Here is a 15,722-nt window from a genome sequence, read left to right as displayed (position 1 = left end):
TCAAACGCTTCAAGCCATTTTCCGGCGTCGCTTCTTCACGCTTGATCAAAGCACGAAGCAAATGTGTGCGCACGCTAGCCCACAGGGGAGAAGGAAAGAAGCCGCAGTTCAATTCCTCTTGACCTGTGGCTCAGGATTTTTCGCTTGATCGGCTACTGACATTTCGTCCATCTAGCGCCGGCGGTCGTCCGTCCGCTCTACAGCGTCCTTTGCGCGTCCTTTCGGACGCGCAAAGGACGCTGTAGCATTCGATTGGGGCACATGATCCTTTCCGAAAATCGAAAGTCGATTTTCGGGGTCATCTGCTGAGGGCTAAGATCATGGCGCGCGACACAACCGATTTCCGGCCGATCGAAGGCGTCGACGAACTCGTCGAACACCTCGCCGAAGGCAACAAGGCGCGCGACAAGTGGCGCATCGGCACCGAGCACGAGAAATTCCCCTTCTATGTCGATGGCAATGCGCCGGTGCCCTATGGCGGAGAGCGCGGTATCCGCGCCATCCTCGAAGGCATGCAGTCAAAGCTCGGCTGGGACCCGATCATGGATGACGGCCGCATCATCGGCCTGGTCGAGCCGACCGGCCAAGGTGCGATTTCGCTCGAGCCTGGCGGCCAGTTCGAGCTTTCCGGCGCGCCGTTGGAAACCATCCATCAGACTTGCCGTGAGGGCAATGCACATCTGGCCCAGGTGCGCGAGATCGCCGAGCCGATGGGAATCCGCTTCCTTGGCCTTGGCGGCAGCCCGAAATGGTCGCTGGCCGAGACGCCGAAAATGCCGAAGTCGCGCTATGAGATCATGACACGCTACATGCCCAAGGTCGGCACCAAGGGCCTCGACATGATGTACCGCACCTGCACGATCCAGGTTAACCTCGACTTCGAGAGCGAGGCCGACATGCGCCGCAAGATGCAGGTGTCGCTGAAGCTGCAGCCGCTGTCGACGGCGCTGTTCGCCAATTCGCCCTTCACCGAAAGCCGGCCGAACGGCCTGCAGAGTTGGCGCGGCGACATCTGGCGCGATACCGACAACCAGCGCTCGGGCCTGCTCGAATTCTGCTTCTCGCCGGATTTCGGGTTCGCCGACTATGTCAAATGGGCGCTCGACGTGCCGATGTATTTCGTCATCCGCGACGGCCGCTATCATGACATGACCCATATCACCTTCCGCCAGTTCATGGCCGGGGCGGCGCGCAATGAAGTGCCCGATGGGCTGCCGACGATGGGCGACTGGGCCAACCATCTGTCGACGCTATTCCCGGACGTGCGCCTGAAGCGGTTCCTCGAAATGCGCGGCGCCGATGGCGGACCGTGGCGGCGCATCTGCGCGCTGCCGGCCTTCTGGGTCGGACTGCTCTACGACGAGGCCGCGCTCGACGCGGCGGAGGCATTGACCTCGAGCTGGACATATGAAGAAACACTGGCCATGCGCAATGCGGTGCCTGAACTCGGCATTTCCGCGCCTTTCCGCAACACCACGCTGCGCGAGATCGCGCGCGACGTGCTGGCCATTTCGCGCACGGGGCTGAAGAACCGCGGCAAGAAGAACCGTGACGGCTACGACGAGACCTCGTTCCTCAATACACTGGACGAAGTGGTTGCGCGCGGCACCACCAGCGCCGAGGAGATGCTTTCCGCCTATCACACGCGCTGGGGCGGTTCGATCGAGCCGGTGTTCATGGAATATGCCTATTAACCGCGGGCCATAACGAGCGACAAAAGCTGCTTCAATCGGGCGTTGAAACGAATTACGCTCTCCGCCCAGGATTTCCCGGAGGAGAAGCCGATGCCTACCTTGTTCGACATGCTGACCCAGGCCCAGAACGGCAATGGCATGCAGGCGCTTGCCCAACAATATGGGCTTTCGATGCAACAGACACAGGCGGCGGTCGCAGCACTGCTGCCGGCCTTTTCGCAGGGGCTGCAACGCAACACCGCCGACCCTTATGGGCTCGGCGCCTTCATGACGGCGATGGCAAGCGGCCAGCACGCCAAATATTTCGAGGACACGACCCGGGCCTTCTCGCCGCAAGGGGTCGACGAGGGCAACGGCATTCTGGGGCATCTGTTCGGCTCCAAGGACCTGTCGCGTGCGGTCGCCAGCCAGGCGGCGCAAGCGAGCGGCGTCAGCCAGCAGATCCTGCAGCAGATGCTGCCCGCGATCGCCTCGATGGTGATGGGCGGGCTGTTCAAGCAGACGACCAGTCAGATGCAGGCCGCCGGCGGTTTCGGCGGTGGCGGCAACAATCCGCTCGGCGAGATCATCGAGCAGATGATGCGGCAAGGCGGGGGCATGCAAGCCCCGGCTCCACAGCCACGCCAGGCGCCGCCACCTCAGAACCCGATGGACAACCCGCTTGGCAAGGTCTTACAGGACATGTTCGGCGGCGGTACGCCGCAGCCGCAAAGCCAGCCGCAACCGGCACCCAATCCCTATGGCGACAACCCGCTCGGCAAGGTGCTGCAGGACATGTTCGGCGGTGGAACGCCACAGCCGCAGCAGACCCAGAGTCCCTATGGCGACAATCCGCTCGGGAAAATCTTCGAGGAGATGCTACGGCAAGGAGGTGGCGGCTTGCCTGGCGGACAGCCGGCGCCACAACCTCAGGCGTCGCAACGGCCGCAGCAACGACAGGCGCCGCAGCCAGAGACCAATCCGAGCGGTAGGGCGAGGAACCCGTTCGACGATTTGTTCGGCAAAATGTTCGAGACCGGCGCCCAGCAGCGTGACGAGTACCAGAAGGGCATGGAAACGATCTTCGACCAGTTCAAGCGGGACATGGGCCGGCGGTAGTTCGAGCAATGACTTTAGGTGAAATAGTCGTGAACGGCTTGATGGCTGCAGCACTAATTGGGGGTGTCTACTCAATTTATCGGTATGACTTCCTTAGTCCGGGCGATGCTCCCGGTTACAGAGAGACATTCGCGACGCCTTGAGATACGGAAAACCGCTTCCGTCGCAATGGAAGCCCTTGGACGAGAGCAATCGCGCCGGCTATGGGATCTTTGCCGTCAGCCTTTTGGCCTTCGGGATTCTCATTTTTACAGACAGATGGCTGATTGAGCTAATCGATCAGTTCTGAGCCACAAAAGAAAAGCCCGGTCCTGGGAGGACCGGGCAACGTGCAGGCAGGCCGGCGGGGGACCGGCAGGGAGTGGGAAGCCTGCAGAACCTTTGGTCGCGCCGAACCGTGAATAGGTTCACCGGACCGAAACTCAGCGATCAAGCAACCTTGCGGGCAATGTCCTCGATCGTTTCCACACGATCGCTGGCAATTTCCCGCAACATCGCCGTCGGATCGCGGCCAAACGGCACGTCGATGGCGACATGCAGGTCGGCGCGCGTCAGTCCGATGTCGGCGAGCTCGGCGTCCGACATCTCGCCGAGGCGGTAGAAGGCGCGGCGATTTTTCCAGGCGCGATAGGCGTTGGAGACGGTGTTTGCCACGCGCGTCGCAACGGCCGGACGCGAGGTGATGCGCGAGGTCTCGGTGGCGACATCAAACGTGGTCATAGCAATCTCCTTCGAGCGAACAAAGCCAAGCGATCGGCGCTGGCGACAGCGGCCGTTTCGGCTTCGATTCACATGCCTTCATGTGGACAATGCCAATTTGCCACCAGCCAATTGATTAATCCAACGAATGTTTCTAATCATAGACATCAACAACAATGATGGATTGGACCGATGAAAGCGCCGCTCGATCTCGATCAGTTGCAGACCTTCATCTCGATTGCCGATACCGGCAGTTTTACCCGCGCGGCGGAGGAGGTTCACCGCACCCAGTCGGCGGTGTCCATGCAGATGCGCCGGCTGGAGGAGCGGATCGGCAAGCCGCTGTTCGAGAAGGAGGGGCGCACCAACAGGCTGAGCGAGGAAGGCGACAAGCTGCTTTCCTATGCAAGACGGCTGCTCTATCTCAACCGCGAAACGCTCGCTGCTTTCGACGACCAGCGCCTCGAAGGCACGATCCGTATCGGCACGCCGGACGACTATGCCGACCGTTTCCTGCCCGAGATCATGGCCCGCTTCACGCGCTCCAATCCGCGCGTCGAGCTGACCGTCATCTGCGAGCCGACGCCGGGGCTGGTCGAGCATATCAAGCGCGGTAACCTCGACCTTGCGCTGGTGACGCACAACGATGTCCGTGGCCAGTCGGAGGTCGTGCGGCGCGAGCCGCTGCTGTGGGTCACCTCGGCCAACCATGCGACGCATGAACAGGTAACGCTGCCTATGGCCTTTGGCCGGCCGAACTGCATCTGGCGGCGCGCCGCCGTCGACGTGCTCGACCAGCAGAACCGCGACTACCGCATCCTGTTCACCAGCTTCTCGGCGACCGTGATCACCGCCGCGGTGCTTTCGGGCCTGGCGATCTCGGTGCTGCCGGAATGCGCGCTCAGGCCCGGCATGCGGGTGCTGGGTGAAGCCGACGGCTTTGGCGCCTTGCCCGATTGCCGCATCGGCATCATGCGCGGCCAGACGTCGCGGCCGGAGATTGTCGACGCGCTCGCCCGCCATATTTCGGAGAGCCTGGACAACATCTCGGTGCCGCTTGGCGAGGAGACGGGAACATTCGACTTCGCGGCACTCGCCTTCGCCAAGATGAAGCGGAGCAAGCCGAACCAGATCCTGCCGGGCTGGTAGGAGGGATCAGGCATATGCGGACCATGAGTCCCTGGACCGACACTGCGCCTTGACGCGGAACGCCAACCAGCCCCCAATCGAGCGATGAGCGAAGCAGCATCCGAATCACGCACCAACGCCACCGAATACACGGTGAGCGAGATTTCCGGCGCGCTGAAGCGCACAGTCGAGGACGTCTTCGGCAATGTGCGGGTGCGCGGCGAAATCTCCGGCTATCGCGGGCCGCACTCCTCCGGCCACGCCTATTTCGCGCTGAAGGACGACCGCGCCCGGCTCGATGCCGTGGTGTGGAAAGGCACGATGAGCCGGCTGAAATTCCGTCCCGAGGAAGGGATGGAGGTGATCGCCACCGGCAAGCTCACCACCTATCCCGGCAAGTCCAACTACCAGATCGTCATCGACAATCTGGAGCCGGCCGGCGTCGGAGCGCTGATGGCGCTGCTTGAAGAGCGCAAGCGCCGGCTGCAGGGAGAAGGGCTTTTCGATGCCGGCCGCAAGCGCCGGCTGCCGTTCATGCCGCGCGTCATCGGTGTCGTCACCTCGCCGACCGGATCCGTCATCCGTGACATCATCCACCGCATCAAGGACCGCTTTCCGTTGCACGTGCTGGTCTGGCCGGTCCGAGTGCAGGGCGAGACGTCAGGCGTGGAAGTGACCAATGCCGTCGCCGGCTTCAACGCCCTGGCATGGGACGGCGCCATCCAGCGCCCCGATCTCTTGATCGTGGCGCGCGGCGGCGGCAGCCTCGAGGATCTGTGGGGCTTTAACGACGAAGCGCTGGCGCGCGCCGTTGCCGCCTCCGGCATTCCGGTGATCTCGGCCGTCGGCCATGAAACGGACTGGACGCTGATCGACCTTGTCGCCGATGTGCGGGCGCCGACACCGACGGGTGCTGCCGAAATCGCCGTGCCGGTGAAGGCAGACCTCGAAGCGACGCTTGCCAGCCTGGGCGCGCGGCTCAAGGCGGCGGTCCTGCGCAACTTCGAACGCAAGCGGCAGGCCGCCCGTGCGGCGGCCCGTGCCCTGCCCTCGCCCGACCAATTGCTGGCGCTGCCGCGCCGGCGCCTCGACGAGGCGACAAGCCGGCTCGGCCGCGGCCTGATGGTTTCCACCGAACGCAAGCGGGCACGATTTGTTGCCGTGAAGCTGACGCCGACGATGCTTTCGCAGCGCATTGCCGAGGCGCGGCGCACCAACGAACGCAATCTCTTGCGAGCGCAAGGAGCGCTGCGCGCGCTGGCGAGAGCCCGGCGTGCAGAGCTAAATCGGGCAGCGGACCAGTTGCCGAAATGTGCGAGGGCATCGCTGCAGCGGCACAGGCAGCAATTGGCCTTGCTGCAAGGCCGCATCACGATCGAGCCGACAGCGCGGCGCCAACGCGTGCAAAGGGATTTTCTGGCAGCCTTGACGAGGCGCGGTACGCAGGCGGTACTGATCCGGCTGGAGCGCTTGCGCGGGCGTGTTGTCCAGGCCGACAGGTTGATGGCGACGCTTTCGCACAAGGCCGTGCTGGCGCGTGGCTTCGCGCTGGTGAAGGATGCCGACGGCGCGGTCATCAAGCAGGCCGCCGACGTGGCGTCGGGAATGGCGCTTTCATTGGAGTTCGCCGATGGCACCGCGGATGCGGTGGCAACCAGCGGTGCGGCCCGGCCGAAGCCGGCTGCCAAGCCATCCGCAAAGACCTCAGTTGCCAAGACTAGGGAACGCGGCAATCAGGGATCGCTGTTCTGAGGTCATGACCGATAGTCCGCATCATCTGGCAACGCCATCCGGCAAGCCGCGCGCGCGAAGCTTCGGCATCGGCTTTGACGGAACGCCAGGGCCGTTCAACGCGATCACCGACGTGCCGGGCGTCGCGGTCGGCTATGCGACGCTGATATCGGGCGACGGCGCGCTCGTCGTCGGCAAGGGGCCGGTACGCACCGGCGTCACCGCGATCCTGCCCAGGCCGCGCGCCGAGTTGGCCACGCCGGTCTTTGCCGGCATTTTCAGCCAGAACGGCAATGGCGAACTGACCGGCTCGCACATCATCGAGGAAACCGGCGCCTTCAACTTCCCGATCACCATCACCAACACGCATTCCTGCGGTGTTTCACGCGACGGCACGCTGCGCTGGATGCAAAACGTGCTGCCGGCAGCACTCGACAGCGCCTGGGGCCTGCCGGTGGCGGCGGAGACCTATGACGGGTTTCTCAACGATATCAACGGCCACCATCTGACATCGGAGCATGTTGCGCAGGCGCTCGACGGCGCCGCCGGCGGGCCGATCGAGGAAGGCAGCGTCGGCGGCGGCACCGGCATGATCACCTTCGCCTTCAAAGCCGGTTCCGGTACTGCGTCGCGCATCGTCGAATGGCAGGGCCGCGCCTATACGGTCGGCGCCTTCGTGCAGTCGAATTTCGGCAAGCGGCGCAATTTTGCCCTTCGCGGCCTGCGTGCCGGGCCGGAGCTCGTGGAACCGGCGATCCGCGAGGGCACGCCGCGCGCCGAAAAAGGCTCGATCATCGCTGTCATCGCCACCGATGCGCCATTCCTGCCGCACCAGATGAAACGGCTGGCCCGCCGCGTGCCGCTCGGCGTCGCCATGACCGGCGGCTTCGGCTATCACAGCTCGGGCGACATCTTTCTCGCCTTCTCGACAGCCAATCCCGCTGCGGCGCTGGCGCCGTCGGGCCGCATCGCCAATGCCGATTTCATCCCGGACAGCGACATCGACCCGTTCTTCGACGCGGTGATCCAGGCCGTGGAAGAGGCGATCCTCAACGCATTGACCGCCAATGACGACATGACCGGGCGCGACGGCAATTTCGTGCCGGCACTGCCGAAGGCTTGGCTAAGAGAAACGTTCGGCTGAGACGAAAACGCGGGCCGAAGGGCCCGCGCATTCAGACAGGGTCGCCCCTAAAGTCTATTCGGCGGCCTTGCTGGACGCCTGCTGGTTCCCGTCCGCCTCGGCTGCTTCCTCGAGCCGGGATGCGATGAGTTCCTTGATATCGCCGACTTCTTCCTGGATGTCCTCCAACGGAATGCCGACCTCCGCTGCCTTGGCAGCGCATTCCTTGGCCAGAGTCTCGGCCTGCTTCTCGATCCTGGCGTGGGACTGGCAATGGACCTTTTCGCCGATCCAACCCTGCAAGAACTCGATCGCGTGTTCACTCATACTGCTGTTCCCTGGCGGCAAAGCCGGTTGGTAATCATAAACGCCGACATCCCGCAAAGGATGCCTGTCCCCATTCCAACCGAGTCGTAACGCCCCGGCAAGCCGATGCCGTCCAAGGTCCACAGAGCCGTAGGAAATCGAGGTTTGAAGAACATTTTCTGATTCTGGAGGGGCTGGTACCGTTTAGCCGGATCGAGCCGGCTGTGCGCCACTGTTTCTATTTGCTTTTTTCCGGTTTTCGAGCCGATTTTCGTCACAAAAGATGGCGCAATACCTAGCACATTTACAGTCGCTTCCGTGGTGCAGCCCTCAGGCATGCGTTACGAAGCCGCCGCTATATAGTGATATCCCCGTTCAATGTCGACTCCTCTCGACCTTGACCGCCAGACGCGGAAAGTCGCACCTTTTGCCAGCCCCGTCAGCGTGCGCCGTCAGAATGTCTCCACCCACGGCCTGAGCTCCATTTCCCAGGTCCAGGCGCTGCGCTGCTGGCGATGGATGGAGAGATAGGCCTCGGCAATCGCATCCGGTGACAGCCGGCGATCCTGCGGCTCGGACTCCTGGCCCGACGTCGCCGAAGCGATGGCGCCATCGATGATGAAGTGCGCGACGTGGATGTTCTTCGGGGCCAGTTCGCGGGCCATGGATTGCGCCAGTCCGCGCAAGCCGAATTTCGGCATGGCAAAACCGGCGGAGCCGGCGAATCCTTTCACGCTTGCCGTCGCGCCGGTGAAGAAGATCGAGCCTGACCCCAGGGCGAGAAGCCGCCGGGCCGCCTGCTGGCCGACCAGGAACCCACCATAGGCACCGACCAGCAATGCCTGCCGGACCGCCTCGGGATCGAGCTCGGTTATCGGGCCGCGGGCGCGCCCGCTGGCATTGAAAATCACGAGCGAAAGCTGACCGGCCTTGTCGGCGGCATCGAACAGACGCTCCACCGATGCGGGATCGGAGACATCCGTTGCCACGGCCTGCGCGCCGATTTGTGCCTGCAAGGCGCCGAGTTTCTCGATGTTGCGGGCGGCCAGGACCACGCGAAAACCCTCGCCGGCGAGCAGGCGGGCCAGCGAGGCGCTCAATCCGGAGCCCGCGCCGGCGATGACGGCGACATTGGATGTCATGAGACACTCCTTCTTTCCACTGAATGCGGCCGATCACTGAATGACCCAGACGAAACCTGCCGGATCGGCGCGGCCCTGGCAACGCGCATGTCAGGAAGAAAAATGGCCGGGCGCGAAAGCGGCCCGGCCAAAAAGAAGGTCAAAACCTTCAGAGGGGAACACCGTTCAACGAAATGGGAGGAAAACGCTGAACGGATTTTTTCTTTTTGGGCCGATTTCCACCCGGATACGACGAATGATTTTCTAAAAATCGGCATGAGTTGCGAAAATCCTGTCCTTTCGAGCCTATGAAGCTCAGCCGGCCCGGGTTTCCGGTTCCAGCAGGTCCGCATAGTGGCGCCGCGCGACGTCGGGATGCGAACGCAGCCGGCTTTTCAGCACATTGGTTCCGACATCGCGAAACAGCGGATTGTCCAGATCGCTGGCCGGCCCGCGTGCCTGCGCCGCCAGTTCCTCGGAAAGACCAAGCAGTGGTATCGCCGCATCGAGCCTGGCGCTGAAGAAGAACGGCACCGAAATGCGCTCGACCCCGGCGGGCGGCGTCACCACGCGATGCACCGTCGCGCGCAAATAGCCGTTCGAGGCCAGTTCGAGCAGTTCGCCGATGTTGACGACGAGCGTTCCGGGAATGGGGTCCACATCCACCCAGCTTCCATCATAGTCGACCTGCAGCCCTTTGCTGTCGTCCTGGAGCAGCAGCGTCAGGAAGCCGCCATCCTTGTGCGCGCCAACGCCCTGGTCGCCGGCGGTTGCATCGCGGCCAGGGTAGCGCACGATCTTCATGCGGTGATTGGGCTCCCCGTCATAGATCGGGTCGAAGGCGTCCTCGGGCTGATCGAGCGACAGTGCGAAGGCCTTCAGCAATCGGATCGCCACCGCCGTCGCCTTGCCCTGCCAGGCAAGCAGCGCCGGTTTGAGCTCCGGCAGTGCCACGGGCCACTGGTTCGGGCCTTGCAGCCGCGTCCAGGCGGGAACCCCAGGGCCTTGCACCACGGGCTGGCGTTCGACGCCGATGTCGAGCTGTTCGCGCCAGTCCTCCATGCCTCTGGTCAGTTCGCCACCGGCGCGCGTGTAGCCGCGGAACTGCGCGGATCTGACCATCTGGATCGCAAGCTTGTCGGCCTCCGGCAAGGCAAAGAAATGGCGCGATGCGGTGAGTACCTCGCTGATCTCTGCCCAGGAGATGCCATGTCCGGCCAGATAGAAAAAGCCGATATCGCGCGAAGCGGAACGCAAGTCCGCCAGAAATGTCCGGCGCTCCGACGCGCCTTGCTCCAGACGGCTCAGATCGAGCACAGGCACTATTCTTGGCATATCAGGCTCCTTCCCCTAGTCTTTCGGGACGTGGCATGAACCTCCACTTGGAAAACCCAGCCAATTGAACATGCAGGCATTTTTCCGCGATCGGAGTCGCCATCAATGCTTGCAAGTTTCATCGACTTCCTACTGCCCGGAAAGGAACGATCGGCCCTCGTCGCGGCCACGACGGAACAATTTTTCCATTAGCACGGGCAAGCAGATGATGATCGCAACCGAACAGGAGCTGGGGGCGCCCTCAACTCCACCGGGCCGCATGGCTGTTCCCCACAGTCTCTTGGCTGCTTTCCGACAAGGTCAGGCCAGCGATCGCGTAATGTCGATATCTCTTCATTCTTGACCGAGTTTTAAATCTCTGTAACAAACTCGACAAAACAAGAGAACACGGATTTCGGGGAGGCCAATGGCGATACGCGATGATCTGATGCGCGGGGATCTGGCGCTGACGCCGTCGGAAGAGAAGATCGTCCGGCTGCTGTTGACGGACTATCCGACCTCCGGCCTCGGCACCGCTTCCTCGCTCGCCCGGCGCGCCGGCGTCAGCGACCCGACCGTGGTCAGGCTGGTCGTCAAGCTCGGCTATGACGGGTTTCCGGATTTCCAGGCGAAGCTGCTGGCCGAGGTCGAGGCGAGGCTGCATTCGCCGCTGTTGATGATGGAGGCAAAGCGGCAAAGCGGCTCCAGCGACAGCGCCGTGCTCGCCTATCTCGATTCTGTCACCGCGGCTCTGCAGAAGGCCACCGCCGCGACCCCGGTGCAGACCTACGAGCGGGCCGCGCGCCTTTTGATGGAAGCCAAGGGCGAGATCGTCCTGGTTGGCGGCCGTTTCAGCCGGCACATCGCCGGCATGCTCGCCGGATATCTCGCGCAGTTCCGGTCCGGGGTCCGCGATCTGGGCGTGCTCTCTCCGCAGACATTCGACACGCTGGCCGATCTCGGCCGCCGCGACGTGCTCGTCGTCTTCGACTATCGCCGTTATCAGCTCGACGTGATGGCCTATGCAAGCCAGGCGGCGGCGCTCGATGTGCGCATCCTGCTTTTCACCGACCAATGGCTGTCGCCGATATCAAATCTTGCCGAAGTCACGATCGTCAGCCCGCTCGAAGTCGCCTCGCCCTACGACACGCTGGCGCCGGCGACCGCACAGATGGAAGCGCTTACCGCCCACATCGTTTCGACGCTGGGCGATGACGCCCGGGCTCGCATCGAGAGGATCGAGAAAGTACGACACGCCAACGCGGTCACGCTCGACAGCGGCCCGGACGAGAATGGCGCAGGCCAACCCGGACCACGCAGGACACCTGGACCCAAATCAGTAAAGCGGGACGACAAAGCATGACCGAAACCTTACCCAAGCGAGACGAAGCCTTCCGTGCCGGCGAGACGGCGCTGCTGCTCGTCGACATGCAGCGCATCTGGCTGGAACCGGGCGGCGATCCCTCGCATCCGGAGCGCGGTCCCGACCACTATTTCTACCGGCAGACATCCTCGCGGACGATCCCCAACCAGGAACGACTGCTGGCGGCGGCGCGGGCCAACGGCGTCGAGGTGCTGCACACCATCATCCAAAGCATGACCGAAGACGGCCGCGACCGCTCGCTCGACCACAAGCTGACGCCGATCCATGTCGCGCCGAGCCTTGCCGAGGGCCTGCCGGTCGCCTCGCTGGCACCTATCGGCGACGAGATCATGCTGCCCAAGACCTCTTCCGGCATCTTCAATTCGACCAATGTCGACTATCTCCTGAAGAACCTCGGCATCCGTTATCTCGTCGTCGTCGGCGTGCTCACCGACCAGTGCGTCGACATGGCGGTGCGCGACGGGGCCGACCGTGGTTACCTCGTCACCTGCGTAGCGGATGCCTGCGCCACCATCACCCAGGAGCGCCACGACCTCGCGCTCAAGGCCTTCGGCGGATATTGCTGGGTCACCGATACCGACAGCGTCGTCGCTCGTTTCAATGCCCTGGGAAAAACAGCATGACATCGACCGTCGAGCCGCTCGTTGCCGTCGTCACCACCGATCTCTCCGCCGTCACGCGGGGCCGCTTCATTGTCGAAAGCAAGCTACAGAAGACCGCGACGACCGGCGTCGGCTGGCTGCAGGCCAACCTGTCGCTGACGCCGTTCAACTCGATCGTCGATCCCAACCCTTGGGGATCGTCGGGCGACCTGCGGCTGATCCCCGATCTCAAGGCGCGCTTTCGCACCGCACGGACCGGATCGGCAACATCGTTCGACATGGTGGTCGGCGACATTGTCGAGCTCGACGGCAGCCCCTGGCTCGGCTGCACGCGAACCATGCTCAGGGACGCTCTGGCGGAGCTGAAGGCGGCGACCGGGCTCTCCGTCATCGCCGCTTTCGAGCATGAATTCCACATTGCCGACGGCGGCTTCGCGCCGGCGCATTCGATGTCCTTCGCCGCGCTCAGGCGGACGGATCCCTTCGCCCCCAACCTGATGGCGGCACTGGAAGAGGAGGCGTCGGACCCGAAGTGGTCATCGCCGAATTCGGCGCGGAGCAGTTCGAAGTGACGCACGAGCCCGCCGATGCGCTGACCGCGGCAGACCGTGCCGTCGCCATCCGCGAGATCACGCGCGAAGTGGCGCGCAATGCCGGTTGGCGCGCGAGTTTCGCGCCCAAGACGGCCCCGGATGCCGTCGGCAATGGCGTGCACATCCATTTCAGTTTCGTCGACGAGGCCGGCAAGCCGGTAACCTACGATCCGGCGCAACCCGGTGGCCTCTCCGGCAAAGCCGGCGCCTTCTGCGCGGGCGTGCTGCGTCATCTGCCTGGGATGACCGCCATGACGGCATCGAGCGTCTCGTCCTTCTACCGGCTGAAGCCGCACAGTTGGAGTTCGTCCTACACCTGGCTCGCCGACCGCGACCGCGAGGCGTCGCTGCGCATCTGTCCGACGGTGACGATCGGCGGGCGCGATCCAGCGCGGGAGTACAACATCGAGTATCGGGCAGCCGACGCCACCGGCAATCCCTATTTGTCGCTGGCCGCGATCGTCCGCGCCGGGCTGGAAGGCTTGAAGGCGGATCTGCCGTCGCCACCGCTGGTCACCGGCGACCCGACGCTGATGAGCGATGCGGAACGGACAAGGCTTGGCCTGGTGCGGCTGCCTGAGACGCTGCCGGCGGCGCTGGACGCGCTCCTCGCCGACAGCACCGTGACGGGATGGTTCGCTCCGGTCTTTATCGAGACCTTCCTCGGACTCAAGCGGCACGAGGCCGAGCGCCTGGCCGGCCTCGATCCGGTTGCCGTCTGCGATCTCTATCGGACGCTTTATTGATGACTGCGCGGACTGAAAAAGACCTGCTTCCTCGAAAAGACTGGCCCGACGCCGTCGAGGTTCTCAACGAGCACGGCCTCTCGGACATCGTCCTGTTGTGCGAGCACGCCTCCAATCACATGCCGGCGGAATATCGCCAGCTCGGGCTCGATGCCAGCCATCTGCGGCGCCACATCGCCTGGGATATCGGCGCCGCGGAGGTGACGCGCCTGTTGTCGGCACGGCTCGATGCGCCGGCCTTCCTCAGCGGCTACTCGCGGCTGCTGATCGACCTCAACCGGCCGCTGGGCACGCCAGGCAGCATTCCGGTGGTGTCGGAAGACACCGGCATTCCCGGCAATGTCGGCCTCGACAAGGCGGAACGGGACCGGCGCGCCAAAATCATGTTTTCGCCGTTCCATGAGCGGGTGGCGGCCCATCTCGACCCCCGGGTAGCCGAAGGCCGGCCGACGCGGATCGTGACGATCCACTCCTTCACGCCAGTGTTCCTCGGTGTCGCCAGGCCTTGGCATGCGGGCGTACTGCATGACCATGCAGCCGGTCTCGCCGAGGCAATCCTTTCAGCCCTGCGCACTGATGCGGCACTCAACATCGCGGCCAACGTGCCCTACGTGATCAGCCGCGACGCCGATTACGCCGTGCCCGTCCACGGTGACGACCGCGGGATCCCCGCAGTCCTCGTCGAAATCCGACAGGACCTTTTGTCGACAAGGTCCGGCATCGAAGAATGGGCTGATCGGCTGGCGGCGGCGCTGCCCGCACAGACGGAAGCGATCCCTTGAGCAATGTCAGCCTGCGCGAGCGTGACGCCGCGACCATCGCGCAGATCGGCAAGCTGCGGTTCTCGCCGCTCAGCGTGATTGGCGGCCAGGGCAACCGGCTGATCGAGGAAGGCGGCCGGTCGCTGCTCGACCTGTCGGGATCGGCCGGCCCTGCAGTGCTCGGCTACGGCCATCCAGCTGTTGTCGAGGCGGTCGAATCCTCGATCCGCAACATGGCGGGCGCCAGCCTGCTGCTCTACCCGAACTAACCAGCGGTCTCGCTGGCCGAGCGGTTGCTCGCGATCACATGCCGCCGCTGACACTGAGCGAGCACGAAGTGGCAGAGGGCGTGGCGATCGTCGACCAGGCGATCGCCGACGTGAGTGTCGGCAAGGTGTCAGATGCGGATGTCGCGTCCTTCATGATGTGGTAACGGGCGGGCGCGCCTGCGAGGAAACACAGTCGCCGTCCAACCTAGAGCAATTCACCGTTTCACGGAAACGGCGAACCGCTCTATCTTTTTTGTTTTTACGCAATTCCGGACAGAAAACCGTGTCACACTTTTCCTGGAATTGCTTTAGGCAGCGCCGCCAGATCGATCTCGGTGATGTGCCAGCGGCCAAGATTTGCGGTGTAGAGTTTGTCGCCCTTGAAGGCGATGTTGGTGGGGTGCGCCAGCGTGGTCGCGGCTGGATCCTCGATCAGCACTTCGAGGCCTTTATCCTTGCGCCAGCGATAGATGCGGCTCGGTTCGTAGCACGAGATGAACAGCGAGCCGTCGGGCGCGAAGGCAACACCATCAGGGACATTGGTCACGCCTTCGACGACAACTTCTCGCGGCCCTGCCGTGCCGTCCGCGAGGATCGGCACATGGCTGATGCAGGGCGCATCGCTTTCCACGACGTAGAGCCCATTGCCACCAGGCGCCATGGCCATGCCGTTGGCGAAGGACATGGCCTCCCGGCACCACAGATCGCCCCCGCCCGTATCGAGATCGTAGCGGAAGATGCCGGAGCGATTGTCCTTGCCGACGCTGTCCGAGACGTAGAGACAGTTCCTCGCCTCGTCGACGATTGGATAATTCGGTACCCGGATGCCCGACGAAGCGAAGCGTTCCATGCGCCCGGTCGCGGCATCCCAGCGAAAGATCGCAGCATGCCTGAGATCGCAGGCAAAGCAGTTGCCCGCGCTGTCGAAGGCAATGCCGAGCAGAAAGCCGCCCGTGGCGCCCATGTGCTCGACCGAACCGCCGTCGGCGGCCAGGCGCAGCAGGTCGCCGGTCTCGGTGCCGCACCAGATCGACCCATCGCTGTGGACGGCCACGCCTTCCGGATGCGCGACGCGCGGATTGGTGAAGATGCCGTCGAAGAAGACGCGCGCGGCGGACATATCGAGCAACGGCTTTGCCATGGGTTCCTCAGC

Annotated in this window: 19 protein-coding genes; 13 read left to right on the top strand and 6 right to left on the bottom strand. The window is 63.7% G+C overall.

Annotated elements, in window-relative coordinates:
* The first annotated feature begins 320 nt into the window (after positions 1 to 320).
* Together X743_RS145400 and X743_RS145405 are read left to right on the top strand one after the other, a co-directional pair.
* Complete coding sequence (locus X743_RS145400) at positions 321 to 1,694, top strand: glutamate--cysteine ligase (protein WP_023767841.1); 1,374 nt, start codon at positions 321 to 323, stop codon at positions 1,692 to 1,694.
* Positions 1,695 to 1,784: 90 nt separating this feature from the next.
* On the top strand, positions 1,785 to 2,792 hold the full coding sequence (locus X743_RS145405) for a DUF937 domain-containing protein (RefSeq protein ID WP_023767840.1): 1,008 nt from the start codon (positions 1,785 to 1,787) through the stop codon (positions 2,790 to 2,792).
* A 429-nt stretch (positions 2,793 to 3,221) separates the two neighbouring features.
* Here X743_RS145405 and X743_RS145410 read toward each other — a convergent pair whose 3' ends face one another.
* Positions 3,222 to 3,512 (bottom strand): DUF1127 domain-containing protein, encoded by a 291-nt coding sequence (locus X743_RS145410; RefSeq protein ID WP_023767838.1) that lies wholly within the window; start codon positions 3,510 to 3,512, stop codon positions 3,222 to 3,224.
* Positions 3,513 to 3,683: 171 nt separating this feature from the next.
* On the opposite strand from X743_RS145410, the gene X743_RS145415 reads away from it, so the two are divergent.
* The 3 genes from X743_RS145415 to X743_RS145425 all read left to right on the top strand — a co-directional run bounded on the left by X743_RS145415 (position 3,684) and on the right by X743_RS145425 (position 7,494).
* A complete protein-coding gene (locus tag X743_RS145415; protein WP_013893864.1) occupies positions 3,684 to 4,640 on the top strand; it encodes a LysR substrate-binding domain-containing protein in 957 nt (318 codons plus the stop codon).
* 84 nt (positions 4,641 to 4,724) lie between these two features.
* Positions 4,725 to 6,371, top strand: a complete 1,647-nt coding sequence (gene xseA, locus X743_RS145420; RefSeq protein ID WP_023767837.1) for an exodeoxyribonuclease VII large subunit — start codon at positions 4,725 to 4,727, stop codon at positions 6,369 to 6,371.
* A gap of 4 nt (positions 6,372 to 6,375) precedes the next feature.
* Positions 6,376 to 7,494 (top strand): P1 family peptidase, encoded by a 1,119-nt coding sequence (locus X743_RS145425; RefSeq protein ID WP_023767836.1) that lies wholly within the window; start codon positions 6,376 to 6,378, stop codon positions 7,492 to 7,494.
* 54 nt (positions 7,495 to 7,548) lie between these two features.
* On the opposite strand, the gene X743_RS145430 is transcribed toward X743_RS145425, so the two are convergent.
* From X743_RS145430 to X743_RS145440, 3 genes are all read right to left on the bottom strand, one after another.
* On the bottom strand, positions 7,549 to 7,800 hold the full coding sequence (locus tag X743_RS145430; RefSeq protein WP_013893861.1) for a DUF768 domain-containing protein: 252 nt from the start codon (positions 7,798 to 7,800) through the stop codon (positions 7,549 to 7,551).
* Complete coding sequence (locus X743_RS145435; RefSeq protein WP_023767835.1) at positions 7,797 to 8,117, bottom strand: hypothetical protein; 321 nt, start codon at positions 8,115 to 8,117, stop codon at positions 7,797 to 7,799. Before X743_RS145435 ends, X743_RS145430 begins: the two co-directional genes overlap by 4 nt.
* Before the next feature lie 114 nt (positions 8,118 to 8,231).
* Entirely contained in the window at positions 8,232 to 8,921 is a 690-nt protein-coding gene (locus X743_RS145440) for an SDR family NAD(P)-dependent oxidoreductase (RefSeq protein ID WP_023767834.1), read from the bottom strand.
* Between the two features lie 102 nt (positions 8,922 to 9,023).
* Between X743_RS145440 and X743_RS1000000172325 the strand changes: the two genes are divergently transcribed.
* A complete protein-coding gene (locus X743_RS1000000172325) occupies positions 9,024 to 9,212 on the top strand; it encodes a hypothetical protein (protein ID WP_156934493.1) in 189 nt (62 codons plus the stop codon).
* Positions 9,213 to 9,215: 3 nt separating this feature from the next.
* On the opposite strand, the gene X743_RS145445 is transcribed toward X743_RS1000000172325, so the two are convergent.
* On the bottom strand, positions 9,216 to 10,235 hold the full coding sequence (locus tag X743_RS145445) for an isopenicillin N synthase family oxygenase (RefSeq protein ID WP_031258218.1): 1,020 nt from the start codon (positions 10,233 to 10,235) through the stop codon (positions 9,216 to 9,218).
* Positions 10,236 to 10,641: 406 nt separating this feature from the next.
* Here X743_RS145445 and X743_RS145450 point away from each other — a divergent pair, with 406 nt between their 5' ends.
* Genes X743_RS145450 through X743_RS1000000174005 form a run of 7 tightly spaced genes read left to right on the top strand, consistent with a single transcriptional unit; the run spans position 10,642 to position 14,733 of the window.
* Entirely contained in the window at positions 10,642 to 11,577 is a 936-nt protein-coding gene (locus tag X743_RS145450) for a MurR/RpiR family transcriptional regulator (protein ID WP_023767832.1), read from the top strand.
* A complete protein-coding gene (locus tag X743_RS145455) occupies positions 11,574 to 12,221 on the top strand; it encodes an isochorismatase family cysteine hydrolase (RefSeq protein ID WP_023767831.1) in 648 nt (215 codons plus the stop codon). The genes X743_RS145450 and X743_RS145455 overlap by 4 nt, the downstream gene beginning before the upstream one ends.
* Positions 12,218 to 12,772, top strand: coding sequence for a hypothetical protein (locus X743_RS1000000173590; RefSeq protein WP_023767830.1), 555 nt, complete (start codon positions 12,218 to 12,220; stop codon positions 12,770 to 12,772). Before X743_RS145455 ends, X743_RS1000000173590 begins: the two co-directional genes overlap by 4 nt.
* Positions 12,733 to 13,539 (top strand): glutamine synthetase, encoded by an 807-nt coding sequence (locus X743_RS1000000173585; RefSeq protein ID WP_023767829.1) that lies wholly within the window; start codon positions 12,733 to 12,735, stop codon positions 13,537 to 13,539. Before X743_RS1000000173590 ends, X743_RS1000000173585 begins: the two co-directional genes overlap by 40 nt.
* On the top strand, positions 13,539 to 14,321 hold the full coding sequence (locus X743_RS145460) for an N-formylglutamate amidohydrolase (RefSeq protein WP_023767828.1): 783 nt from the start codon (positions 13,539 to 13,541) through the stop codon (positions 14,319 to 14,321). The genes X743_RS1000000173585 and X743_RS145460 overlap by 1 nt, the downstream gene beginning before the upstream one ends.
* Complete coding sequence (locus X743_RS145465) at positions 14,318 to 14,569, top strand: aminotransferase class III-fold pyridoxal phosphate-dependent enzyme (protein ID WP_023767827.1); 252 nt, start codon at positions 14,318 to 14,320, stop codon at positions 14,567 to 14,569. The genes X743_RS145460 and X743_RS145465 overlap by 4 nt, the downstream gene beginning before the upstream one ends.
* 38 nt (positions 14,570 to 14,607) lie before the next feature.
* Positions 14,608 to 14,733, top strand: coding sequence for a hypothetical protein (locus X743_RS1000000174005; RefSeq protein WP_023767826.1), 126 nt, complete (start codon positions 14,608 to 14,610; stop codon positions 14,731 to 14,733).
* A gap of 122 nt (positions 14,734 to 14,855) precedes the next feature.
* On the opposite strand, the gene X743_RS145470 is transcribed toward X743_RS1000000174005, so the two are convergent.
* Positions 14,856 to 15,710, bottom strand: a complete 855-nt coding sequence (locus tag X743_RS145470) for an SMP-30/gluconolactonase/LRE family protein (protein ID WP_023767825.1) — start codon at positions 15,708 to 15,710, stop codon at positions 14,856 to 14,858.
* Between the last annotated feature and the right edge of the window lie 12 nt (positions 15,711 to 15,722).

The organism is Mesorhizobium sp. LNHC232B00 (assembly GCF_000502435.1).
Taxonomy (GTDB): Bacteria; Pseudomonadota; Alphaproteobacteria; order Rhizobiales; family Rhizobiaceae; genus Mesorhizobium; species Mesorhizobium opportunistum.
This window is presented reverse-complemented; position numbering and strand designations above follow the sequence as displayed.